Genomic DNA, 23,308 nt, shown 5'->3' with positions numbered 1-23,308 from the left:
AGCTGAGGAAGCGTCGGGGTCAGGAGCGGGAGAACTCGGACGCTTCGCGGACCAGTTCCGGGCTGGGGCGCACACCGGTGTACAGCACAAACTGCTCCTCCGCCTGAATGGCGATGACCTCGGCGCCGGTGATCACGTGCTTTCCTGCTGCCCGGGCGGCCTTGATCAATGGGGTTTCGGCGGGAAGCGCCACGACGTCGAACACCACCTGCGCGGCGTTCACCAGTGAGTCACTGAAGGACTGCACCAATTCGTCGGCGCCTGACATGCCCAACGGGGTGACGTTGATGAGCATGCCGGCATCGCTCGCATCGCTCACCTCGGCCAGCCACGAGAATCCATAAAGCGCGGCAAGTGCCCGGCCCCGCTCTTCGTTGCGAGCCACAATCGTGACGTGCGCAAATCCGGCGTCGTGCATGGCAGCGGCAACAGCCTTGGCCATACCACCGGAACCGCGCAACAAAACAGTGGTCGCGGGATCAATGGCGTTGGTGGCCAGCAGCCGGGCGATGGCGAGGTAGTCGGTATTGTAGGCGGTGAGCACGCCGTCGGTGTTCACGATGGTGTTGACGGAATCAATGGCGGTGGCGGAGGCATCCATGACATCGATGAGCGCAATGACGTCCTCTTTGTATGGCATGGAGACGGCGGCGCCACGAATGCCCAGGCCCCTGATGCCAGCGACGGCCTGTGCGAGGTCCACCGGGGCGAAGGCCTTGTAGACGAAGTTCAGTCCGAGGGCGTCGTAGAGATAATTATGAAAGCGCGTCCCAATATTGCTGGGGCGGGCCGCGAGGGAAATGCATAAGGTCATGTCTTTGTTCAGGATCGGCATGCATCCATTGTGCCGCAGATCCTGAACTACAATCAGATTGCAGCTGGTGCCGTACCGCGTTGCAGCCATAGTCCCAGCATTGCCAAGGAGGCATCGTACGTGAAGATTGATTTCGCCAAATCTGAGCAATCTACACTGGGTTTGGAGTGGGAAATTGCGCTCGTTGACTCCGAAACTGGGGATCTAGCAGCGCGCGCCAATGATGTTTTCGCCAACATTGAGGCCGCTGATCCTGACATCTGGGTCGATGGTGAGCACCCCCAAATCAAGGGCGAGATGCTGCAGAACACTGTGGAGTTGGTCACTGGCGTCAACCACACGGTTTCTGAAGGCCTGGAAGATTTACGCCGGAGCTTGTACACACTGCGTGAGGCAACAACTCCGCTGGGGCTGGACTTACTCAGCGCCGGAACGCACCCTTTCAGCGACCCCTTCGCCCAAGCCGTGACGGACAAAGAACGTTACGCCAAGCTGGTGGATCGAACCCAGTGGTGGGGCTCTCAGATGCTCATCTACGGCGTGCATGTCCACGTGGGCCTGGACCATGTTTCCAAGGCCATGCCGGTGCTGGATGGGTTGGTTAATCACTTCCCACATTTTCAGGCGCTTTCGGCGTCCTCCCCTTATTGGAATGGTCAGGACACCGGCTACGCCTCCCAACGGGCTCTGATGTTTCAGCAGCTACCCACCGCTGGCTTGCCGTTCCAATTCCCCGATTGGGCCGCGTACGAATCGTATGTACAGGACATGTTCACCACCGGTGTCATCGACGCGCACAATGAAATCCGCTGGGACATTCGCCCCGTGGCTGGCCTGGGCACCATTGAAATGCGTATCTGCGACGGCATGTCCACGCTGGCGGAAATCGGCGCCGTTGCTGCCCTGACTCAGTGTTTGGTCCAAGACTTTTCTGACACCCTTGACGACGGCGGCACCATCCCCACCATGCCGCCGTGGCACATCCAGGAAAACAAGTGGCGCGCGGCCAGATACGGCATGGACGCCATCATCATCCTCGATGCCGCAGGCAAGGAACAACTCGTCACCGAGCACTTGGTGGAACTGTTGAACAAGCTGGAACCCGTAGCCGCCAAGCTAGGCTGTGCCGACGAACTCGCAAGTGTGGAGAACATCATTGCCACGGGCGCTAGCTACCAGCGCCAGCGCCGAGTCGCTGCCGCCCACCAGGGTGAGCTGCGCGCCGTCGTGCGTGAACTCGTGGCAGAGATGGCCAGCAACTAGGCCCTTTACCCTCCCAAAGTACAGCCGGTCGGGTCCCTATTCGGGCAGGATCACCAATTCCAAGTAGTCACGCAGACAACCGGCCATGTCGATGCGCTCCGGGGCCATCATCCACTGGGTTTGAATGCCGTCCCACAGTGCGATCAAGCTTGCCGCGGCACGCTCGGGGTCGACGCCAGGGCGCAGCCGGCCTTCCTTGGCGAGCGCTGAGAACGCCCTCAGGTAGCTGCTGCGCAACCTTTCAAAACGTTCGGTGAAGAAATCCAGCCCGGGGTGATTGTCAGTGATCGATTCCGCGCACAAAACCGCGTAGAGCTCAATGACTCCGGGCACCGTTTCATTGAATCGTGCCTGGCGGACCACGGCATCCACCAATGATTCCTCCGGGTCCCGGGGCTGCCCGCCTCCCGTCACGCTGTCACGCCAATTCAGCACAGCCAACAGCAGATCACTCTTGGACGGGAAATAGTGCAGCAGGCTTGTCTGACTCATTCCCACCTTGTCGGCCACGTCCTGCAGCGATCCGCCCCGGTAGCCTCGTGCCGCAAAAACCTCGTGGGCGGCGGTCACAATGCTCTCCCGACGCTGCTTGGATTTGGCATAAGGACCGCGTTTGGCGGACGGGGCGGTTGGCGTGGTGGTCATGGAATGTCAGCTTAGTCCACATTCCCCAGTAACATAATTGAAATTCGAGTAGCCACTCGATAAATTTATTAAAATTCGAGTAAACACTCGAGATTTGTGGTAAATTTTCTCCCATCCCCAAAAAAAGGCGCTCCGGACCCGACGGCATTAGATTCACCCAGAGGGCTTACCGGGCCCACACAACGAAGTGAGAGAGCAGGCTATGCCCCCCATAACACGAAGGCAGCTGCTGCAAGGCGGCCTTGGCACAGCCGCGCTTGGGCTGTTGTCCGGTTGCGCCACGCCGGGAACCCGGTCCGTGAACGCAGCCCCCACCATTGCCTCGGCCTCCGGCCAAAAGATCACCCTTGAATACTGGTCCTGGCTCAAGAACCTGCAGCCGGTGGCGGACATCTGGAATGCCGCCAACCCCAATGTGCAGGTCAAGACGGTATGGATCCCCGGCGGCAACCAGGGCGGCTACCCGAAGCTGTACTCTGCGCTGGCAGCCGGGGCGGGCCCGACCTGGCCCATGTGGAGTACGGAGTCATCCCTTCCTTCATGATGGTGAACGGCCTGGTGGACCTCAACCGCTACGGTTCAGATGAGTTCGCCAACCGCTATGACAAGACCTTGTGGAACCAGACCAGCTACGCAGGCGGCGTCTACGGCATCCCCCAGGATTCGGGGCCCATGGCGACGTTCTACCAACCCGCTGTCCTGGACAAGGTAGGTGCCACGGCCCCAGCCACTTGGGATGAGTGGGCCGGGGTGGCCGCGGAGCTCCGCAAAGCCAAGACCTACATGGACTGCTTCCCGCTCGCAGAAGCCGGCTTCTTCACAGCCCTGGCCACACAGGCGGGTGCCCAGTGGTTCCGGGCCGACGAGGACGGCTGGGTCATCAACATGACCGACGACGCAACCCTGAAGGTCGCCCGGTTCTTCGACAAGGCCATCGACCAGGACCTTGTCCAGACCGACTTTGGCGCGTATTCGCCGGGCTGGTTTGCGGCCGCAGGCAAGGGAGAGATCGCCTCATTGACCTCGGCCAGCTGGGGTGACGCCCTCGTCCAGGGCATCAGCGGCGGTGCCGGCCAGTGGAAGGTGGCTGCCATGCCCCGTTGGGATTCGGCCGGCTTTGGTTCCAGCTACCTGGGCGGCTCCGCCGTGTCCGTCCTGGCCAACAGCAAGCACCCGCGCGAATCCCTGGAATTCGCGGCTTGGCTGACCTCCACCCAGCAAGGCATCGACGCCGAAATCGAGCACTGCGGCATCGGCTGGTCCCCCGTCCCGGACGTTATTGGCACCACGCGCCAACAGCCTTCGGACTTCTTCAGCGGCCAAAACTACAACCAGGACGTCTTCGCCCCGGCGGCGCTGGAGCAAAATACCCAGTGGTCCTGGTGGCCCTCACAACAGCAGTCATTCAACATCCTCAGCGACGGATTCCGGCTCAAATCATCAGGAACCAGCCTCGTGGATTCAGTGGCTGACGCGGAACAGAAAATCATGACCGTCTTCAAGAACAGCGGCCTGAGCATCAGGAAGGAATCGGCATGACCACCACTCCCCCAAGGACCGAGCCGGCCGGCGCAACAGCCGGCGGCCGGGCACCCTCCCCCAGCCGGCGGAACAGCGGAGGGCGGGCATCCGCCGTAGGACGCGCCCCCTGGCTGCTGCTGGCGCCGTTCCTTGCCCTCTTTGTCCTGACATTCATCCTGCCCATCCTTGCTGCCGTGCTCTCCAGCTTCACCAAGGTCACGCGTGGCGGCCTGTTTGGCGAGGCCGGCATTACGAGCACCTTTGCCGGATTGTCCAACTACGCCCAGGCACTGGCCGATGGAAACTTCATCGCTTCCATGGGCCGGATGCTCCTTTTTGGGGTGGTCCAGGTCCCGGTCATGATCATCATGGCGACCATTTTGGCGCTGCTGCTGGAATCTGCCTCGGCACGGTGGCCCGGCTTCTTCCGGGCAGCCTTTTTCCTGCCCTACGGTGTGCCCGGGGTGATCGCCACGATCCTCTGGTCCTTCATGTATGTGCCCGGTTTGAGTCCCTTGATCGATATTGCCGGCTGGTTCGGCCTGTCCCCCGATTTCCTGGGGCCGAACACCGTGTTGTGGTCGATCGCCAACATTGTCACGTGGAGCTACACCGGCTACAACATGCTCATCATCATCGCGCAGCTCAAGGCCATACCCACCGAGGTGTATGAGGCTGCCAAAATGGACGGCGCATCCCCGGTCCGGGTGGCGCTGTCCATCCAGCTGCCCCTGATCAAGCCGGCCCTGGTGCTGACCACCATCTTCTCCATCATCGGCACCCTGCAATTGTTCGCCGAGCCGCAGGTCCTCAAAACAGTGTCCCCGGCGATTGACAGCCAGTACACGCCAAACCTGAGCGCCTACACCACAGCCTTTGCGTACAACGACTACAACGTGGCCGCCGCCCAGGCCGTACTCATCGCCTTAGTCGCTTTTGCGCTCTCCTTCGCCTTCCTGGCGTTCACGAATAGGAAGTCATCATGACAGCACAGCTGAGCAACACGCCCTTGAAATCCGTCTCAAAGACGAATACACGGACGAAAGCACCGGGACGCAACAAGGGCACCACCATCCTTGTCACCGGCATTCTCGTAGTGGCTGCCCTGTACTTTCTGGCACCCGTTTACTGGGTAGTGGTCGCATCAACCAAGTCCACCGCGGATTTGTTCGCCACCAACGGTTTTGCCTTCGCCGCCGAATTCAACCTGTGGAACAACCTGTCCCAGGTGCTCAGCTACGACGGCGGCATCTTCGTCCGCTGGTTCGGCAACTCGGTGCTCTATGCCGGCATCGGCGCTGTGCTGGCCACCTACATTGCCGCGGCCGGAGGTTACGCCCTGGCCAAATACCAGTTCAAAGGCAACAACCTGGTCTTCGGCATCATCTTGGGCGGCGTGCTGGTGCCCGGCACGGCCACGGCCTTGCCTCTGTTCCTGCTCTTCAGCCAGATGGGGTTGGCCAACACCTATTGGAGTGTCCTGCTGCCGTCGATGGTCTCCCCATTTGGGCTGTTCCTGTGCCGCATCTACGCTCAGGCCACTGTTGATCCCGCCCTGCTCGAAGCGGCCCGCCTCGATGGTGCCGGCGAGATCCGGATCTTCCACACTGTGGGGCTGCGCATGCTCACCCCGGCGCTGGTCACCGTGTTCCTGTTCCAGCTGGTGGGCGTCTGGAACAACTATTTCCTGCCGCTGGTCATGCTCTCCGACACCAAGCTGTACCCCATTACGCTGGGATTGAACAACTGGCTGACCCAGGTCAACCGCCTGCCCGAGTTCTACCAGCTCACCACCGGCGGCGTGCTCCTGTCCATCATTCCCCTCGCCATCGCAATGGTCGTGCTGCAGCGCTTCTGGCGCGGCGGCCTTACAGAAGGATCCGTAAAATAGTGACCCCCGCAGACGTTTCGTACATCACCGACCAGGGCCCCGGCTCCGGCCTGCGTGTGCCGGCCCGTTCCTGGCTGAATTCCGACGCCCCCTCGCTCTCACTGAACGGGGACTGGCGCTTTCGGCTCCTTCCGGCCGCCCCCGGAACCCCGGGCGCCGGATCCGTGCTGCCCGACGGGGAATCCGTGGAAGGTGTGGCTGCCGAATCCTTCGACGACTCCGCCTGGGACACCCTGCCCGTCCCGTCCCACTGGGTGCTGCATGGAGAGGGCAAATATGGCCGCCCGATCTACACTAACGTGCAATACCCCTTCCCCGTCGATCCGCCCTTCGTCCCCGACGCCAACCCCACAGGAGACTACCGCCGCAGCTTTGACGTCCCCGCCGCCTGGTTTGAAAGTACGACGGCGGCACTCACCCTGCGCTTTGACGGCGTCGAATCGCGCTACAAGGTTTGGGTGAACGGGCAGGAAATCGGGGTGGGCTCGGGCAGCCGACTCGCCCAGGAGTTCGATGTCACCGCGGCGCTGCGCCCCGGCTCCAACCTTCTTGTGGTGCGCGTCCACCAATGGTCGGCCGCCAGCTACCTGGAAGACCAGGACCAGTGGTGGCTGCCGGGCATCTTCCGCGACGTCACACTGGCGGCCCGCCCCGCCGGCGGCATCACCGACGTCTGGCTGCGCACCGGATGGACGGCTGACACCGGCGCGGGGCAGGGATCCGGCACCGGCACCCTCGATCCGGAAATCATTGCCGAGGCGGACGCCTACCCGGTGACCCTCACGGTGCCCGCGCTGGGAGTTGCGGTGCGCTGGGACTCGCCGGCCGACGTCGTCCCCTTCACAGTGGACAACGTGGAGCCCTGGTCCGCCGAACTCCCCCGGCTCTACGAGGCCACGGTGTCCAGCGCGGCGGAGAGCATCACGCTCCGCCTGGGTTTCCGCACCGTGGAGATCGTGGGTGACCAGTTCCTGGTCAACGGCCGCCGCGTCGTGTTCCACGGCGTCAACCGGCATGAGACCAACCCGGACCGCGGACGCGTCTTTGATGAAGCCGACGCCCGCGAGGACCTGGCGCTCATGAAGCGTTTCAACGTCAACGCCATCCGGACCAGCCACTACCCGCCGCACCCGCGCCTGCTGGACCTGGCCGACGAGATGGGCTTCTGGGTCATTTTGGAATCCGACCTGGAAACCCACGGCTTCCACCGGCAGGGCTGGGTGGATAACCCCAGCGACGTCCCCGCGTGGCGCGATGCCTTCGTTGACCGGATGGAACGCACCGTGGAGCGGGACAAGAACCATGCCTCCATCGTCATGTGGTCCCTGGGCAATGAATCCGGCACGGGCGCAAACCTGGCAGCTATGGCAGCCTGGACCCACGCCCGTGACGCCTCCCGTCCCGTCCACTATGAGGGCGACTACACGGGAGCCTATACGGATGTGTACTCCCGCATGTACTCCTCCATCCCGGAGACCGATTCCATTGGCCGCAACGACTCTCATGCGCTGCTCCTTGGCTGCGACGCGGCCGAATCGGCCCGGCAGCGCACCCGGCCGTTCATCCTGTGCGAGTACGTGCACGCCATGGGCAACGGCCCCGGCGCCATGGACCAGTACGAGGAACTTGTGGACAAATACCCGCGCCTGCACGGCGGTTTTGTGTGGGAGTGGCGCGATCACGGCATCCGCGCCAATACCGCCGACGGCACGGAATTCTTTGCCTACGGCGGCGACTTTGGCGAGGTGATCCACGATTCCAACTTCGTCATGGACGGCATGGTCCTCTCCGATTCCACGCCCACCCCCGGCTTGCATGAGTACAAGCAGATCGTCTCCCCCATCCGCCTGTCGCTGGCCCTGGACGACGGCGGTGCGCCGCGGCTCACTGTCGCGAACCTGCGGCACACGGCTGACGCGTCCGACGTCGTGCTTCGCTGGCGGGTGGAGCACAACGGCGCCGTCGCCGCCTCAGGGGAGCTGGCTGTCGACAGCGCAGACGGTCCGCTGCGGGCTGGCGAATCCGTCACGCTCACACTGCCGCCCGTCGCTGCCGCGGCGGAAGGCGAGACGTGGTTGACGATGGAAGTCGTGCTGCGCGACGCCACGGAGTGGGCCCCGGCCGGGCATCCGCTGGCCGCAACCCAGCTGGACCTCTCGGCGCCGCAATCCGCACCGCGCGCGCCCCGTCCGGCCGCGCCCGTCAGCGGCGCGGCTCCCGTTGAGCTGGGCCATGCCATGTTCGACGCCGGAGCGCTCGTTGCGCTGGCAGGCCTGCCGGTGTCCGGTCCCCGGCTTGAGCTGTGGCGGGCACCGACCGACAATGACAGGGGCAAGGGATTTGGCGCCTATGGCCCGGAAGATCCTTGGCTCAACAACGGGAAAGGTGTTCCGGCACCGTCGTCGGAGGCCGTGTGGAAGCAGGCCGGACTTGACCGGCTGACGCGCCGCGTCGAGGACGTTGCCGCGCTGCCGGACGGACTGCGGGTCCGGACCCGCTACGCTGCCGCGAACAGTGCCGCCAGCGTAGCGGTAGAGGAGAACTGGCAGCTGGCGGGCGAGGAACTGTGGCTGCGCCTGGACATCATGCCCAGCGCGGGCTGGGACCTGGTGTTCCCCCGGATCGGCGTGCGGCTGGACTTGCCCACGGACGTTGACGGTGCCTCATGGTTCGGCGCCGGCCCACGGGAATCCTACGCGGACAGCATGCATGCAACAGTTGTGGGACGGCACAGCGGCTCCATTGATGAGCTGAATGTCCCCTACGCCCGGCCGCAGGAAACCGGGCACCGCAGCGATGTGCGCTCACTGGAGCTCTCCCGCAACGGGGCTCCGTGGCTTCGCATTGAGGCCGATCCGGATGCACTGGGGCGCCGTCCCGGGTTCTCGCTGGCCCGGCACACGGCACAGCAGGTCACCGCGGCCGGGCACCCGCACGAGCTTCCGGCGTCAAGCCACAGCTACCTGTATCTTGATGCGGCGCAGCACGGCCTGGGCTCGCGGGCCTGCGGACCGGATGTGTGGCCCGACTTTGCCCTGCGCCCCGAGGCAAGGACGCTGGTACTGCGCTTCTCCGCACTGTAACCCAATGCCGCCAAACGCGGCAGCATCTAATGGGCACTTTTCGCCAACGCGGCAGCACTCATTGCTGCCGCGTTGGCGAAAACACGCCATTTGGTGATGCGGCGTTGCGGGCGGCGGGGAATTCTTAGAAATTTCTTAGACGGTGCGCGGGACAGTGGAGGAAGAGCTTCACTCTCCACTTTGAAAGGCGCCCGCCATGGCTTCCCCGCCCCCATCCATGCACGACGCCGGCGCCCCCTTACGCACCCGGCTGGCGGTGCTGCCCCTCCCACGGTTTTGGGGCCTGTGGGTCACCGTCCTGTCCGTGGCAGTCTTGGCCCTTGGGTTCTTCGCCGTTGCCACGCCGAGATTCACGGCCAGCGAGTTCGGTGTTGACCAGGACCTGAGCCGGAACCATGTGGGCGTGCTGACAGCCCTCGCCATGACACTGGACAAGGCGTTTTCCCCGGTCGGCGGAGTGGCCATCATCGCCCTGGTGTGCCTGTTCTTGCTGCTGGTCCGCAAAGCGCCCGTCAATGCCCTTGCCTTTGGCGGCGTCGCTGCCTCGGGGTGGCTGGCCAGCCAATTCTTCAAGGTCATTGTTGACCGGCAGCGGCCCAACCCGGCGCTGCTCCTTGACCCGCTGGCACCGGAGACGGGTTCCAACAGCTTCCCGAGCGGACATGTCGCACTCGCGGTGGGCCTGGCCTGGGCGTTCTGGTTCCTCCTGCGAAAGACCCGATGGGCACGCCCGGCCGTGCTCCTGGGCGTTCTGGTTCCGGTGGTGGTTGCATGGTCCCGACTCTACGTGGGCGTGCATTACCCCACCGATGTCGCCGCCTCGTTCCTGGCTGCGAGCGCGGCCGTGTTCTTCTTTGCGGGTGTGTGGAATGCGGCCGTGGCCTGGGCGATGTCCCGGATGAACCCCGTTCCCGGCGGGTCTACCCTTAACAGTGGGAGCAATACTTCTTCACCCACCCGAATTCACGATTGAGGCTTGCCTTGCTGCACACCATTGCTTTATCCCTTCCCCACGCCGTCCCTGCGGGTTTGCTGTCAGTCATGGATCCTGCTGCGCTGCTGAGCGGCCTGGGCCCGGCCACCTTGGCCGTCGTCGCCTTGATTGTCTTCATTGAATCGGGGCTCCTGTTCCCGTTCCTGCCCGGTGATTCGCTCCTCTTCACGGCAGGCCTGCTGCACAACCAACTGAACCTCTCCCTCCCGGTGCTGATCGGTGTGGTGGTGCTGGCCGCCGTGACAGGCGATCAGGTGGGCTACCTGCTGGGCCGCAAATTTGGCCGCCGCTGGTTCAAGGACGACGCCCGCATCCTGAAAACCAAATACCTCACCGAGACCGAAGAATTCTTTGCCAAGCGCGGCGGCTGGGCCATTGTGCTCGCCCGCTTTGTCCCCATCGTGCGCACCTACGCGCCGCTCGTGGCGGGCGTGGCCAACTACGACCACAAGAAGTTCACGCTGTGGAACATTGCCGGCGCCCTGGGCTGGGCCGGTTCCATCACCTTGCTGGGCACCTGGCTGGGCCACTACGAAATTGTTTCCAAGAACATTGACGTGATCGCCGTCGCGCTTGTCCTTGTTTCCGTGCTGCCGGGCGTCATCAGCTTCCTACTCAAGCGCCGCGCTGCAGCTTCCGGAACGCTGCTTTCCGCACCGGAAGGCGAGTCGGCGGGGGACAATAATGAGCATGCACACCCCTGAGCTCCCGCGACTGCTGCTGGTGGAGGACGACCCCGTCCTTGGCCCCCTGATCGCCGAACTCCTCGCCGATGACTATGATGTCCACCTCGCCGCGGACGGCCAAAAGGGCCTGCACCTTGGCCTCACCGAACAGTGGGACGCCATGGTCATTGACCGCGGTCTGCCCGTCATGGACGGCCTCGAGCTGGTGGCCGCGCTGCGCCGCAAGGGTGTGGCCACCCCCGCCATCATCCTGACGGCGCTGGGCGCCACCGCGGACAAAATAGCAGGGCTCGACGCCGGAGCGAACGACTACATGTCCAAACCCTTTGATGCCGGTGAGCTGAGGGCGCGGCTGCGTGCCATGACCCGCAGTTTTGTGCCTGCGGCTTCGCTGGTGGACGTGGGCGGCTGGCTTTTTGATCCCGCCAACCGTTCGCTGCGCTCACCCTATGGGGAGTTGGTGGGGCTGACGGCCAAGGAGAGCGAGCTGCTGGCGCTGCTGGCGGCCAGCCCGGAGAAGGTGTTCACCCGGGAGGAACTGCTGGCGGGTCTGTGCCACCCAGACGACTCCCAAAGCGTCATTGACACCTACGTGCACTACCTGCGCAAGAAGGTCTCCAAATCGCTGGTCCGCACCGTGCATGGGCTGGGCTACCAGATCGGGGACGGCGCATGACCGCCATGCGGGGACGGCCTGCCACTGCACAGTCGGCTGACTCCCCCGCCCTGAGGCGTGCCGCCCTCACAGTGGGAATCAGGATTGCCGCGGCCATCGCCCTCATGGTGGTGGCGGTCATCATCGCCGCTGCGGCCTACATACTGTACCTCTCCCACCAACCGGATGTGGCCGCCTCAAACACCTCCGCCCGCGTCTATGTTGAATCGAATGACATGCTCAAGGCCATGGTCCTGGCCGGATTCGCCGGGATTCTTGCCGCCGGGGCCATTGGCTGGCTCAGCGCCCGCAGCGCCATCCGGCCCCTGGGCCGGGCCCTTGAGCTGCAGCGCCGCTTTGTCCAGGAGGCCAGCCACGAACTGCGCACGCCGCTGACCATCCTCGACGCCCGCATCCAGCTGGCCGAGGCCAAGGTGCAGCCCGGCAGCGATGCCGCCCGCATCCTGGGACAGGTCCGCCAGGACACGGCCGCCCTTAGCGCCACGGTCCAGGAGCTCCTGCTCGCCGCCACGGCCGGGACGGAGGCCTCCGCCGACCCCATCTCCATTTCCCCCGTGGTGCAGGAGGCGGCCGCGAGCCTGAGAGACGTTGCAGTTTCCCGCGGCGTGCAGCTGGAAACCACGCACGACGGCGGCCCCCGGGTCCGTATCCAGGCCAACAGTTTGCGCCGGGCTGTCCTGGGCCTGGTCGACAACGCACTGAACCACACCCCGGAAGGCGGGCGCATCACGGTGGCCGTGGCACAGTCCGGGCGGAGCGTGGCCATCACCGTGCACGACACCGGCGGCGGCATCACCGGCATTGAGCCGTCCCGGGTGTTTGACCGCTTCGCCCACAGCACCGACCCCGCTGCCGGTGGCCGGCGCAGCTACGGATTGGGGCTGGCCCTGGTCCGTGAGATCGCGGTTGCCGCCGGCGGAACCATTGAAGTCGCCGCAACCGGCCCCGGCGGCACCACCATGGTCCTCACCCTCCCCGCCGCCTGACCACCCCAACCAAAAAACGCGCTCGCAGCAATGGCCAACTTTTCCCGGACGCGCTCGCAGTGGGTGCGATAGCGTTTGCGAAAATGCTGCCATTGCTGCGATAGCGCTTGTTTACCGCAGGTTCATGTGCAGGGGATAGCGTGGACCGCTGACACAGTGGGAGAGCTGATGAGCATGAGCAACACCCCGGGCCTGGCCCGCAAGCTAGGCACTTTCGACGCCGTGGTCATTGGCCTGGGCTCGATGATCGGTGCCGGCGTGTTTGCCGCGTTCACCCCCGCGGCTCAGGCGGCCGGTTCCGGCTTGCTCATTGCTTTGCTCGTGGCCGCCTTCGTGGCCTATTGCAATGCGACCTCCTCCGCCCAACTCGCCGCGGCCTATCCCACCTCCGGCGGCACGTACATCTACGGCCGCGAGCGGCTGGGGCCGTGGTCCGGCTTCCTCGCCGGGTGGGGTTTCGTGGTGGGCAAGGTGGCCAGCGCCGCCGCCATGGCCATGACCTTTGCCGCCTACGCCGCGCCCGCGGGGTGGGAGCGCCCGGTGGCGGTGGCCGCCGTCGTGCTTCTGGTTGCGGTGAATTACCGGGGCGTGACCCGGACGGCGGCTCTGGCCCGGATCATTGTGGTGGCGGTCCTGGCAGCATTAGCCATTGCGGTTGCGGCCGCGTGGGCGGGTAGCCCGGGCACAGGCGGCAGTACTTTTCTCGGCGATGGCCTGCTCTCGCACGGGTGGTACGGGATTCTGCAATCGGCCGGGCTGCTGTTTTTTGCGTTTGCCGGCTATGCCCGGATCGCCACCCTTGGCGAGGAAGTTCGCGCGCCCCGCCGCACCATTCCCCGCGCCATTTTGCTGGCGTTGGGCATTGCCGCCGTCATCTACGCCGCTATAGGCGTCAGTCTGCTCGCCATTTTAGGGCCCGACGGCGTTGCCGCCACTGCCTCTCCGCTCGCCGATGCGGTGGCTGCCGGGGGCTGGAATTGGGCGGCGCCCCTAGTACGAGTGGGTGCCGCTTTGGCCTCGCTAGGTGCACTGCTTGCTTTGGTGGCCGGGTTGGGACGGACCTCGTTAGCCATGGCACGGGAAGGCGATCTCCCACGCTACTTTGCCGCCGTCCACCCCCGATTCCAGGTACCGCACCGGGCTGAACTCGCCTTGGGCGCCGTGATCTGCATGATCGTCGTCTTCGCTGATCTGCGCGGCGCCATCGGGTTCTCGTCCTTTGGCGTACTGGTCTACTACTTGGTCGCTAACGTTGCCGCCTTCACCCAGAGCGGGGCCGACCGCCGCTATCCAAAGTTCTTGCAAGTGCTCGGTGCCGCGGCCTGCGTGGCCTTGGTGGCCACACTGCCGCTCAGCTCAGTGCTGGCTGGTTTGGTGATGTTCGCCCTAGGGATTGGCTATCGCCTGCTCCGGCTACGGATCCCGGGCGCTCCAACTCCCCTCGATGTGAATTAAAGGCTGATGCTGGTCACGGGCATGGAGGAATCGGGTGCGAAGGACAGGTCACTCGGAGCCACGCCGTTCATCACCAGCTGCGCACCTAGGGCCGCAACCATGGCCCCGTTATCGGTACACAGCGAGAGCTTCGGAACCAGGAGCGTGATCCCGGCGGATGCGCACCGCTGCCCGGCCAGTTCCCGCAACCGTGAATTGGCCGCTACTCCGCCGCCCAACAACAGCGTGGTGATGCCCTGTTCGCGGCACGCCAGCACTGCTTTAGCGGTGATGACATCCAGTACGGCTTCCTGGAACGACGCGGCAATGTCGGCCACGGGGACCGCCTCACCGCGCGCCTCATAACCCTCAACACAGCGGGCCACGGCGGTTTTGAGCCCGGAGAAGGAGAAATCGTAGCGGTGCGGGCCGGGGGCCTCGGCCGTGCCCATGTACTTGGGCATGGTCAGCCCGCGAGGGAAGCGCACGGCCTTGGCGTTGCCTTCCTTAGCCAAGCGGTCAATGGCCGGCCCCCCTGGGTAGTTCAGCCCCAACAGCCGGGCCACCTTGTCAAAGGCCTCCCCCGCGGCGTCGTCAATGGTGGCCCCGAGCAGCTGAACATCGGAGGCGATGCTGCGCACCCGCAGGATCTCGGTATGACCGCCGGAGACCAAAAGCGCACCCAGATTCTCAGGGAGGGCCCCGCCGTCGTACACGGCCGCGATGGACTCATCCAATAAGCCCACACCCACGTGTGCCACCAAGTGGTTGATGGCGTACAGCGGTTTGCCGGTGGCCAGCGCGAGCGCCTTGGCTGCGCTGACGCCGACCATGAGCGCACCAGCTAGCCCGGGACCGCTCGTGACGGCGATTGCATCCACGTCCTCGAGGCTCACGCCAGCATCGGCGAGCGCGGCGGCCAGGGTTGGCACAAACGCGTCGAGGTGCGCTCGGGAGGCAATTTCCGGGATGACGCCGCCGAAGCGAACGTGCTCCTCCATGGACGAGGAAACAGTATTGGTCAACAGCTCGGTACCCCGGACCAGTCCCACACCGGTTTCATCGCAGGAGGATTCAATCCCCAGGATTAGCGGGTTGCTCTGGTTCATGAGGGGTCCTTCGAAGTGGTGGAAACGGGAGGTTGCAGACGCATGATGAGCCCGTCCGAGCCGTCGCGGTAATACTTGCGCCGCGTGTGAATATGTTCAAAACCGTAGCGCTGGTAGAGCCGCTGCGCCCTCGGATTGGTGGAGCTAACTTCCAGCATGATGTTCTGCGCACCGCGCCGGATCGCCTCAGCAATGAGATCATCCAGCATGGCCCGAGCAATGCCGCGCCCTTCAAATTCTGGCAGCACACCAATGGTTTGAATGTCGCCGATGGGCGGCACACACATCAGTCCAGCGTAGCCAGCCACAGTTTTTCCCTGACCTTCACGGTCTTGATGTTCGACGCCGGATGGCAGCTCTGCGATGATGTACCGCCGGGTTTCTGGCTGGGCCAGCTCGTCCACGAACATGGTCCGGGGCCAGGAGTCGATTCCAAAAAGCTGGCGATCCAGTGCCGTGATGAAGTCAATGTCAGCGGCCACCATGTCGCGCAGCACTGCGGGCTGGTGCGTTCCCCCGGGGTGCTTGCCTCCTGCTGTCCCGCTGGGGAGTTTCCCTGCGGGGTGCTTCCCGCTGGGGACTTTCCCGCTGACATCTAGAGTGCCCGCTTTCGGGGGCCGGGAACCTTGGCGTCGGACTCGCGTAGATAGAGAGGAGTCGAATCCAATAGTCCGGCGTTCTCTAGGGAGCCTGCCGCGGCGATCTTGCGTGCGGCAGCGCGGCCCAGTTCAAGGGCTGTTGGCTGGGCGTCGGCAAAGAGTGGATAGACGCTGCAACCGTTGGCAGCAAGAACCTCTTCGTAGAGTCCAGCCCCAGCACCGAACACTTGAACTCCGCTAATTTCCTCGGCTGGGCCAACATGGGGCCCATCCAGCAGTTGGGCCCCGGCACTGTACCGCGCCCAGTAAACTTCCTTGCGCCGTGCGTCAGTAGCCACCACAAAGTCACGCATAGCCAGCGGACCCACAGCACGCCCGTCACGGTAAGCAGGGGCATCAAAAACCTGATGCGCCAACGCGTCCAGACTCATCATCCCGTACAAAGGGACACTCCACGTGAAGCTGAGTGTGCGGGCCATGGTAATTCCGGAACGCAGACCCGTGAACGGACCTGGGCCCGTGCCCACCACAATGGCATCCAAGGCCGGACCCTCCGTCACGGGGTCGGTGAACAGTGACTGCACGCCAGGGGCCAGTACTTCGGCATGGCTGCGGGTATCGGTGGTGGCAAAATTGGCCACCAGTTCCGCCGTTCGGACCGGGTCCAGGGGGTCAAAGTCGAGCAACGCGGCGCTGGCGATAGCGGAGGTGTCAATAGTCAGGATTCGCACTTTTTACATCTATTCTGTTGTGTTCACAAGCTGGCCCAGCGCCGAAAAGTCGGTGCCTTCCCAGCGCGGCCCCACTGCGTGCAAGCGCAAGGTGCGGGGTTCGTCGTCGTCTTCGTCGGTGAAGTCAAAGGTGCCCTCGAGCGCATCGGTACCCTCGACGTCGGAGGCACCCGTTCCACCCGTGCCAGCTGCGGGCGTGCCAGCTGCTGGAGTGTCGCCACCCACCGCGCGCACCAGCTCGATTTCCAGCCGGCTGGCGGCCAGATGCTCCACCCGTTCGGCACCCCACTCCACCACTGTCACGGAGCTGTCCATGGTGTTTTCCAGGTCAATGTCATCAATTTCGCCGGGCGAACCCAAGCGGTAGGCGTCAACGTGGACCAGATCGGGGCCGCCCGGGTTGGGCCCGTCAGGCAAATTGGGGTGGATGCGCACCAACACAAAGGTGGGCGAAATGATGCCTTCGCGCACGCCAAGGCTCCGGCCGAGGCCTTGGGTGAACGTGGTTTTTCCGGCACCCAGTTCTCCGCTGAGGATGATCAGATCGCCTGCCTGCAGCAGCCTGGCCAGGTTCTCGGCCAACTGCTGGGTTTGCGCAGCAGTGCTGGTGGAAAATTCCCAGGCCATCACGCAGCGCCACCTGCCTGCACTGCGCCACCGGTCTCGGCCCCGCCAACATAGCGCCGCGGTACCCGCTGGCTGATCCGGGTCACGATCTCATAGTTGATGCTCCCGGCAGCCGCCGCCCACTGCTCAACGAGGGGTCCGCCGTCGTGCCCGTTGCCAAACAGCTCAGCGGTGGCGCCCAAAGCAGAGCCCGGAACAGCGGCCTGGGCAAAGCCATCGCGGCCGTGCGGACCCAGGTCAATCACCATCTGGTCCATGGCAATCCGCCCCACCACGGGGTAGGTGATGCCGTTGACACGGACGGGGCCTCCGCTGGCGACGCGCGGAATACCATCGGCATAGCCCAGCGGAACAAGACCCAGCGTGGTGGGTTCTGTGGTGCTGTAGTTGAGCCCGTAAGAGATGCCCTGGCCGGCGGACACGTCCTTGCAGTTGGCAATTTGGGTTTGCAATGTCATGGCCGGGACCAAGCTCAGCTGCGCGGAGGTGCGGTCGGCAAAGGGTGACAGGCCGTAGATGCCCAGCCCCACGCGGACAAGATCAAAGTGCGAATCGGGCCGGGACATGGCGGCGGGTGAGTTGGCAATATGGCGAACTTCCAGCCAGGCCCCGGCTTGTTCGGCAATGGCCACGGCCTCACGGAAACGGGCCAATTGTTCATCCGTCTCGGTACGTTCGGGCTCGTCGGCCACGGCGAGGTGGCTGAAAACGCCAACAACGCGCAGCAACCCCTCCGCCTGGTAGGCCACGGCCGCGGCAACCAGCGCCGGCCAGTCTTCTTGAGTGCTGCCGTTACGGCCCAGGCCCGTATCAATTTTCAGGTGCACACGGGCGGGGTGCTGCCGGGCCCGGACCGCCGCCACAATATGTTCCAGCTCCCAGCCGGAGCACCCCAGATCAATGTCAGCGGCCACAGCGGCTTCGAAGTCCGTGTCTGGGGTGTGCAGCCACGAAAGCACGGGCACGTCAATGCCCGCGGCGCGGAGGGCCAAGCCCTCACTGACGTGGGCCGTGCCCAGCCACCCTGCCCCGGCAGCAACAGCCGTGCGGGCCACCTCGATCATGCCGTGCCCGTAGGCGTCGGCCTTCACCACGGCCATGAACTTCGCCGGGGCGACGATTTCACGGAGGTGGCGGATGTTGTTGGCGATTGCGGACAGGTCAATGATGGCTTGCCGTTCAGGGCCTGTAGCAGGCGCGGGAACCGGCACAACTAAGTGGCTCACCCATCCATTTTAGCCCTCTCAGCAGGCCAGCTGCGCAATCTTGGGGCCGCACTGCCACCTCGGCTAGCTTGGAGCTGCTGGCAGTGGCAAGATTGATTCAGTTATTGACACACTGAACGTCCCGGACCAGTAGTGTTCGGCAGGGTTCGCCACAGTTCAGTAGGAGAGGAACGCCATGCATCAGATTCGGCGCGTCGCCATGCTTTCCCTCCACACCTCACCGCTGGATCAGCCCGGTGGCGGTGACGCTGGCGGCATGAACGTCTACGTTCGGGCGCTGGCACTGGAACTCGCGGCAACGGGCGTGGCGGTGGACATTTACACCCGCCGCACCTCGCCCGATCAGCCTGAAACCGTTGCGCTGGACTCCCTGGTATCGGTCCACCATATTGTGGCGGGTCCCTTCGGCAAGGTGTCCAAGGAAGCTCTCCCTGAGCTGATCACGGAAATGGCCGACGCCGTCGCCGATCACGTCAGTGCCCTGCCGGGGGAACCCGTTCGGGTCATCCACTCCCACTATTGGGTTTCTGGGATGGCCGGAATCCTGGCAGCCAAACGCCTGGATCTCCCGCTCGTCCACACCATGCACACCATGGCGCGGGTGAAGAATCAGCACCTGCCTCAGGGTCAGAGCGCCGAACCCGGTGTGCGCGAGGACGGCGAACAGCACATTGTGGCCGCGGCAACGCGGCTGATCGCCAACACTACAGCCGAGGCCGCTGAGCTGGAGCGCCACTACGATGGCTGTGAACAACGCATCGATGTGGTCTCTCCCGGTGTGGACTTGAAAATATTCAAGCCGGCCTTCCGGGACCGATCGCGGCAGGATCTGGGCATTGCCCCCGGACGCTTCCACGTTGTCTTCGCTGGGCGGTTGCAACGCCTCAAGGGTCCCCACGTTTTAGTCAAGGCCGCCGCCATCTTGCGGGCGCAACGCCCCGACATTGACCTGCAGCTTTCCTTTCTGGGCTCTCGCAGCGGCTCTGACAAATATGATCTTCAAGCACTCATCGAAGAGTGTGGCCTGCAGGATTCCGCCACCATCTACCCTCCCGTGGAGGCCAGTAAACTAGCCGATTGGTACCGCAGTGCCAGCGTTGTGGCCGTGCCCTCTTCGAGTGAATCCTTCGGCTTGGTCGCCTTGGAAGCCCAGGCCTGCGGCACCCCGGTGATTGCCACGAATGTTGGAGGTCTCCCCCGCGCAGTCAGCGATGGACGCACCGGCTTGCTGGTCGAGGGCAGGTCCCCGCAGCTCTGGGCCGAGGCGATCGCCTCCCTGCATGACTTCAGCGAAACTCGCATCGATATGGGCCGCGCCGCCTCTGTTTTTGCCGGCCAATTTGGCTGGGAACAAACCGCCGCGCACACGGTGTTGAGCTATGACTTGGCCTTGACCTACCAATACATCGCCCCGCCAGGCTGCTAGAGCCGTCACGTCGATTAGGACCGTTAATTCGATTAATCCTGTCAAGAGCTAGGCAGGCGCTTGATCCATTCGGCTGCACTTCTATGCCAAAAGACAGTGCTTGCCCTAGCTTTACGGCTAGTTCCTTGATTTGCGGCTGTGTTAGGGGTCACAAGCAGGCTACCGATCGGTAGCCTTTTCCCGTTGGCTTCGTCGGCTCACAGCGCTTTGGGCACTCGTTCATCACTTGTCAAAGTTGTCTGCCGTCTTGCCATGTTGCACCCGTGAGGCAAGAGGCCGCACGGAGATCCTGTTGAAAGGTTCACCGCACCATGACCATGAAACGAACGGGAAGAACTCTCTTTCGAAGCTCAGGACTGCGGAAGGTCGTGGCGATTGGCGCCGGCCTGCCGTTGCTACTGGCCACAGTGGGGGCACTGCCAGCATCGGCCAACCCCAGCCAGCTGAGCATGCCCAGTATCACTCAAACAAATGTTGACCCTTTGAGCTTCCCCGCCGGACGCTACATTGTTGTCTTCGCCGAGCAGCCCATCGCCATGTACGACGGCGGCACGGCTGGCCTTCCTGCCACGAAGCCACAGTCGGGGCAAAAGCTTGATTCGACGCGCGCCGAGGTTAAGAAGTACAAGAAGCACCTTGAATCCAAGCAGGCTGCCGTTGCCAAGACGGAAAACGTCAAGGTAAAGCGGACCTTCACCGCCGCCCTCAATGGCTTTTCCGCGGATCTCTCCGCTGACCAGGCCTTGGCGTTGGCCAAGGACCCAAGCGTCTTGACCGTTGCCCCGGACACGGAGAACGCCCCTGACTACTCCAGCACCGATTTCCTTGGCCTGAGCGGCAAGAACGGCAGCTGGAACAAGAACTTCGGCGGGCAGAGCAAGGCAGGCGAGGGCGTTGTGGTGGGTATCATCGATACCGGATACACGCCGTCGAGCCCCTTCTTTGCCGGTGACGAGGTCCTTCCACTGACGGGGGACCCGGTGGTCGGCGTCCCGTATCGCACTGATGACGGCAACATTGCCATGCTCAAGGCCAATGGTGACACCTTCTCCGGGGAATGCCAGAAGGGTGTGGAATCGGGAGCCGATTTCGACGGCAGTGCCTGTAACTCCAAGGTACTGAGCGCACATTACTTTGCCGATGATTTCCTGAACTATGTGGCCCCTGAGGATCGGGCACCGCAAGAAGTGCTCTCCCCCGTGGACGTTGCCAGCCATGGCACGCACACCGGAAGCACGGCCGCCGGTAACGCCAATGTCGAGGCAAAAATTGGTGACCGTGCCATGGGCATCACCAGCGGTGTTGCTCCTGCGGCCAAGCTCTCCATCTACAAGATTTGCTGGGAAGACACCGATCCGGACACGGGCGGTTGCTACTCTTCCTCGGCTGTTGCAGCCATCAACCAGGCCATTTTGGACGGTGTGGATGTCTTGAACTACTCCATCTCGGGCAGCACTACCTCAACAACCGATCCGGTGTCCTTGGCCTTCCTCTCAGCCACCTCGGCAGGCATCTTTGTGGCTGCCTCGGCTGGCAACTCGGGCCCCACGGCAGGCACTGTCAACCACGGCGCCCCGTGGCTGACCACCGTCGCTGCCACCTCCTTTTCCTCCGAGCTTCAGGGCACGGCGGAATTCGCTGATGGCAGCAAGTTCCGTGGCGCCAGCATGATGGGTCAGGGCGTTCCTGCCAGCCACGTCATCCTTGCCACCACGGCAGCTGCCGCCGGTGCGGCCAACCCGGAGCTTTGTGGCCCCAATACCTTGGACGGCAGCAAAGTTGCCGGCAAGATCGTGGTGTGTGACCGCGGTGTGATTGACCGTACGGCCAAGAGCGCCGAGGTCAAGCGCGCAGGAGGCGCGGGCATGATCCTGACCAATGTCACCCCGTCCTCAGAGGATGTGGACCTGCACGCCGTACCTACTGTTCATGTGAACCCGCCGGCTACACAGCTCATCAAGGACAAGATCGCGGCCAACCCGGACATTTTGGTGGCTTTGGTTGACCATGACACCACGGGACTGCCGGTAACACCGCAGCCGCAGGTGGCAGGCTTCTCCTCCCGCGGCCCGCTGGAAGCAGTCGGCTCTGATCTGCTCAAGCCCGATGTTGCAGCTCCCGGCGTCGCCGTTCTGGCTGGGGTCTCCCCCATTGCCACCGGTGGGGACCAGTTTGGCATGATGTCCGGAACCTCCATGGCTGCACCACATGTTGCCGGTTTCGCGGCACTGGTCATGGCCAAGAACCCTACGTGGTCACCGGCCGCGGTCAAGTCAGCCATGATGACAACGGCCACGAATGTGGTCAATGCCGATGGCAGCAAGAACACCGATCTCTTTGCAACAGGTGCCGGTCAGACAGCCGTGGTCAAGGCGCTGACGCCGGGGCTCGTGTATGACGCCGGTGACACCGAATACCTGAAGTTCATTCAGGGCACCGGCATTGATCTGGGCATGCCCGGGCTCGGCAGTACCGCGCCGCGTGACATGAATGTGGCATCCTTCGCGGTGGGCTCTTTGGCCGGCAAGGTCACAGTCACCCGCACCGTCACGGCGTTGACTCCGGGCTTGTACCGGGCCACCGCCAACGTCCCCGGCGTCAATGTCAAGGTCACCCCGTCGGTGCTGAACTTCTCTCAGGCCGGCCAGCAGCGCACCTTCAAGGTCACCTTCGAGAACAACAAGGCAGCCCTGGGCGCGTTTGCCATGGGCAGCCTGACCTGGCAGGGCGCCGGAGCTACGGTAACCTCCCCGGTTGCTGTCCGTCCGTTGGCCGCTTTGGTGCAGCCGGAGATCAGCTTCAGCACCAATAACGGCAACAGCAGTGGCAAGATTCCGGTAGTTTCCGGTACCAACGCTCCTGTGGCCTTGAGCCTCAATGGCCTGTCCAAGGCTGACTCCAGCGCTATTGAGCTGGTTCCCGGTCCGCTCGCTGTGGGCAACAACGCCTCAAACTTCTTGAAGCAGGTGGTTGTTCCGGAGGGAACCGAGCTGGCCAAGTTCCAGGTCATTTCCGCGGATGAGGGTGCCGATTACGACATGATCGTCTTCAACCCGAAGGGGCAGTACAGCGATGTGCGGACGGCGTCCTCGAGTGAGACACTGACCTTGACCAATCCGGCCCCCGGGACCTATCAGGTGCTGGCTAATCTGTATTCCAGCGCTGATGGCGGGGCCGTGAAGGCCACGGTGGATGCTGCGATCCTCGGAGCAGATGCCGGCAACGCCAAGGTTTCACCGAACCCGCTCAAGTTGGCTAACGGCAAGTCCGGCAACGTCACGTTGAGCTGGACCGGGCTGGCACCGGGCAACTATCTGGGCCGGGTCTCCTTTGGCGACGCGGGCACGCAGACGTTTGTCTCCGTGATTGTCACCCCCGGTGGCACCGCCGTGGTTCCGGATGAGGACAATAGCGGTCCCGTCAAGGACAAGAAGGGCAAGGACAAGCCCAAGAAGGGTAAGAAGGGGCACTCGGAATTCTCCGTTGAACAAGCTCCCACGGACCTGCTGCTCTAGGGTCCAGTACCTCTAGCAAAAGCAGCACCTCTAGAAAAGTAGTTATTCCACGCACGACGGCGGCCATCCAGTTGAACTGGAT

The 23,308-nt window shown here is 63.6% G+C and carries 18 protein-coding genes and 1 pseudogene; 12 read left to right on the top strand and 7 right to left on the bottom strand.

All coding sequences use genetic code 11. From position 1 onward, the window contains the following. Nucleotides 1-19 precede the first annotated feature (19 nt). Nucleotides 20-835, bottom strand: coding sequence for a shikimate 5-dehydrogenase (locus AS189_RS05600; protein ID WP_082634097.1), 816 nt, complete (start codon nucleotides 833-835; stop codon nucleotides 20-22). Nucleotides 836-934: 99 nt separating this feature from the next. On the opposite strand from AS189_RS05600, the gene AS189_RS05595 reads away from it, so the two are divergent. After that, the gene (locus AS189_RS05595) at nucleotides 935-2,077 is read left to right on the top strand and encodes a glutamate--cysteine ligase (RefSeq protein ID WP_062293033.1); all 1,143 of its coding nucleotides are present in this window, start codon (nucleotides 935-937) and stop codon (nucleotides 2,075-2,077) included. Nucleotides 2,078-2,113: 36 nt separating this feature from the next. Here AS189_RS05595 and AS189_RS05590 read toward each other — a convergent pair whose 3' ends face one another. Beyond that, nucleotides 2,114-2,722 (bottom strand): TetR/AcrR family transcriptional regulator, encoded by a 609-nt coding sequence (locus AS189_RS05590; RefSeq protein ID WP_062286685.1) that lies wholly within the window; start codon nucleotides 2,720-2,722, stop codon nucleotides 2,114-2,116. A 202-nt stretch (nucleotides 2,723-2,924) separates the two neighbouring features. Between AS189_RS05590 and AS189_RS05585 the strand changes: the two are divergent. The 9 genes and pseudogenes from AS189_RS05585 to AS189_RS05545 all read left to right on the top strand — a co-directional run bounded on the left by AS189_RS05585 (nucleotide 2,925) and on the right by AS189_RS05545 (nucleotide 14,014). Further along, nucleotides 2,925-4,261: pseudogene (locus AS189_RS05585) on the top strand (ABC transporter substrate-binding protein). Continuing rightward, nucleotides 4,258-5,229, top strand: coding sequence for a carbohydrate ABC transporter permease (locus AS189_RS05580; RefSeq protein WP_062286684.1), 972 nt, complete (start codon nucleotides 4,258-4,260; stop codon nucleotides 5,227-5,229). The pseudogene AS189_RS05585 and the gene AS189_RS05580 overlap by 4 nt, the downstream one beginning before the upstream one ends. Beyond that, nucleotides 5,226-6,134, top strand: coding sequence for a carbohydrate ABC transporter permease (locus AS189_RS05575; RefSeq protein ID WP_062286683.1), 909 nt, complete (start codon nucleotides 5,226-5,228; stop codon nucleotides 6,132-6,134). Before AS189_RS05580 ends, AS189_RS05575 begins: the two co-directional genes overlap by 4 nt. Next, a complete protein-coding gene (locus AS189_RS05570) occupies nucleotides 6,131-9,217 on the top strand; it encodes a glycoside hydrolase family 2 TIM barrel-domain containing protein (protein ID WP_424581534.1) in 3,087 nt (1,028 codons plus the stop codon). Before AS189_RS05575 ends, AS189_RS05570 begins: the two co-directional genes overlap by 4 nt. 196 nt (nucleotides 9,218-9,413) lie before the next feature. Further along, nucleotides 9,414-10,190: a phosphatase PAP2 family protein gene (locus AS189_RS05565; RefSeq protein ID WP_129587164.1), complete on the top strand. Its 777-nt coding sequence runs from the start codon at nucleotides 9,414-9,416 to the stop codon at nucleotides 10,188-10,190. A gap of 8 nt (nucleotides 10,191-10,198) precedes the next feature. Further along, nucleotides 10,199-10,915, top strand: coding sequence for a VTT domain-containing protein (locus AS189_RS05560; protein WP_062286682.1), 717 nt, complete (start codon nucleotides 10,199-10,201; stop codon nucleotides 10,913-10,915). Then, nucleotides 10,902-11,573, top strand: a complete 672-nt coding sequence (locus AS189_RS05555; protein ID WP_062286681.1) for a response regulator transcription factor — start codon at nucleotides 10,902-10,904, stop codon at nucleotides 11,571-11,573. Before AS189_RS05560 ends, AS189_RS05555 begins: the two co-directional genes overlap by 14 nt. Next, a complete protein-coding gene (locus tag AS189_RS05550; RefSeq protein ID WP_237759975.1) occupies nucleotides 11,570-12,559 on the top strand; it encodes a sensor histidine kinase in 990 nt (329 codons plus the stop codon). Before AS189_RS05555 ends, AS189_RS05550 begins: the two co-directional genes overlap by 4 nt. 174 nt (nucleotides 12,560-12,733) lie before the next feature. After that, nucleotides 12,734-14,014 (top strand): APC family permease, encoded by a 1,281-nt coding sequence (locus AS189_RS05545; RefSeq protein WP_062293024.1) that lies wholly within the window; start codon nucleotides 12,734-12,736, stop codon nucleotides 14,012-14,014. Here the strand turns inward: AS189_RS05545 and tsaD are convergent. The 5 genes from tsaD to alr form a co-directional block, all read right to left on the bottom strand. Then, the gene (gene tsaD, locus AS189_RS05540) at nucleotides 14,011-15,102 is read right to left on the bottom strand and encodes a tRNA (adenosine(37)-N6)-threonylcarbamoyltransferase complex transferase subunit TsaD (RefSeq protein ID WP_062286680.1); all 1,092 of its coding nucleotides are present in this window, start codon (nucleotides 15,100-15,102) and stop codon (nucleotides 14,011-14,013) included. The genes AS189_RS05545 and tsaD overlap by 4 nt on opposite strands. Beyond that, complete coding sequence (gene rimI / locus AS189_RS05535) at nucleotides 15,099-15,599, bottom strand: ribosomal protein S18-alanine N-acetyltransferase (protein ID WP_424581264.1); 501 nt, start codon at nucleotides 15,597-15,599, stop codon at nucleotides 15,099-15,101. The genes tsaD and rimI overlap by 4 nt, the downstream gene beginning before the upstream one ends. A 98-nt stretch (nucleotides 15,600-15,697) precedes the next feature. Then, complete coding sequence (gene tsaB / locus AS189_RS05530) at nucleotides 15,698-16,432, bottom strand: tRNA (adenosine(37)-N6)-threonylcarbamoyltransferase complex dimerization subunit type 1 TsaB (RefSeq protein ID WP_062286679.1); 735 nt, start codon at nucleotides 16,430-16,432, stop codon at nucleotides 15,698-15,700. A gap of 9 nt (nucleotides 16,433-16,441) precedes the next feature. After that, a complete protein-coding gene (gene tsaE / locus AS189_RS05525; protein WP_062286678.1) occupies nucleotides 16,442-17,059 on the bottom strand; it encodes a tRNA (adenosine(37)-N6)-threonylcarbamoyltransferase complex ATPase subunit type 1 TsaE in 618 nt (205 codons plus the stop codon). Next, nucleotides 17,059-18,285: an alanine racemase gene (alr, locus tag AS189_RS05520; protein WP_062286677.1), complete on the bottom strand. Its 1,227-nt coding sequence runs from the start codon at nucleotides 18,283-18,285 to the stop codon at nucleotides 17,059-17,061. The genes tsaE and alr overlap by 1 nt, the downstream gene beginning before the upstream one ends. 175 nt (nucleotides 18,286-18,460) lie before the next feature. Here alr and mshA point away from each other — a divergent pair, with 175 nt between their 5' ends. Then, nucleotides 18,461-19,711: a D-inositol-3-phosphate glycosyltransferase gene (gene mshA, locus AS189_RS05515; RefSeq protein ID WP_062286676.1), complete on the top strand. Its 1,251-nt coding sequence runs from the start codon at nucleotides 18,461-18,463 to the stop codon at nucleotides 19,709-19,711. Between the two features lie 311 nt (nucleotides 19,712-20,022). Then, nucleotides 20,023-23,226 (top strand): S8 family serine peptidase, encoded by a 3,204-nt coding sequence (locus tag AS189_RS05510; protein ID WP_082634095.1) that lies wholly within the window; start codon nucleotides 20,023-20,025, stop codon nucleotides 23,224-23,226. The last annotated feature ends 82 nt before the right edge of the window (nucleotides 23,227-23,308 follow it).

It is taken from the genome of Arthrobacter alpinus (assembly GCF_001445575.1).
In the GTDB taxonomy this organism is placed as follows: Bacteria; Actinomycetota; Actinomycetes; order Actinomycetales; family Micrococcaceae; genus Specibacter; species Specibacter alpinus_C.
The sequence above is the reverse complement of the archived record's forward strand: the minus strand, read 5'-3'. Positions and strand labels throughout refer to the sequence as shown.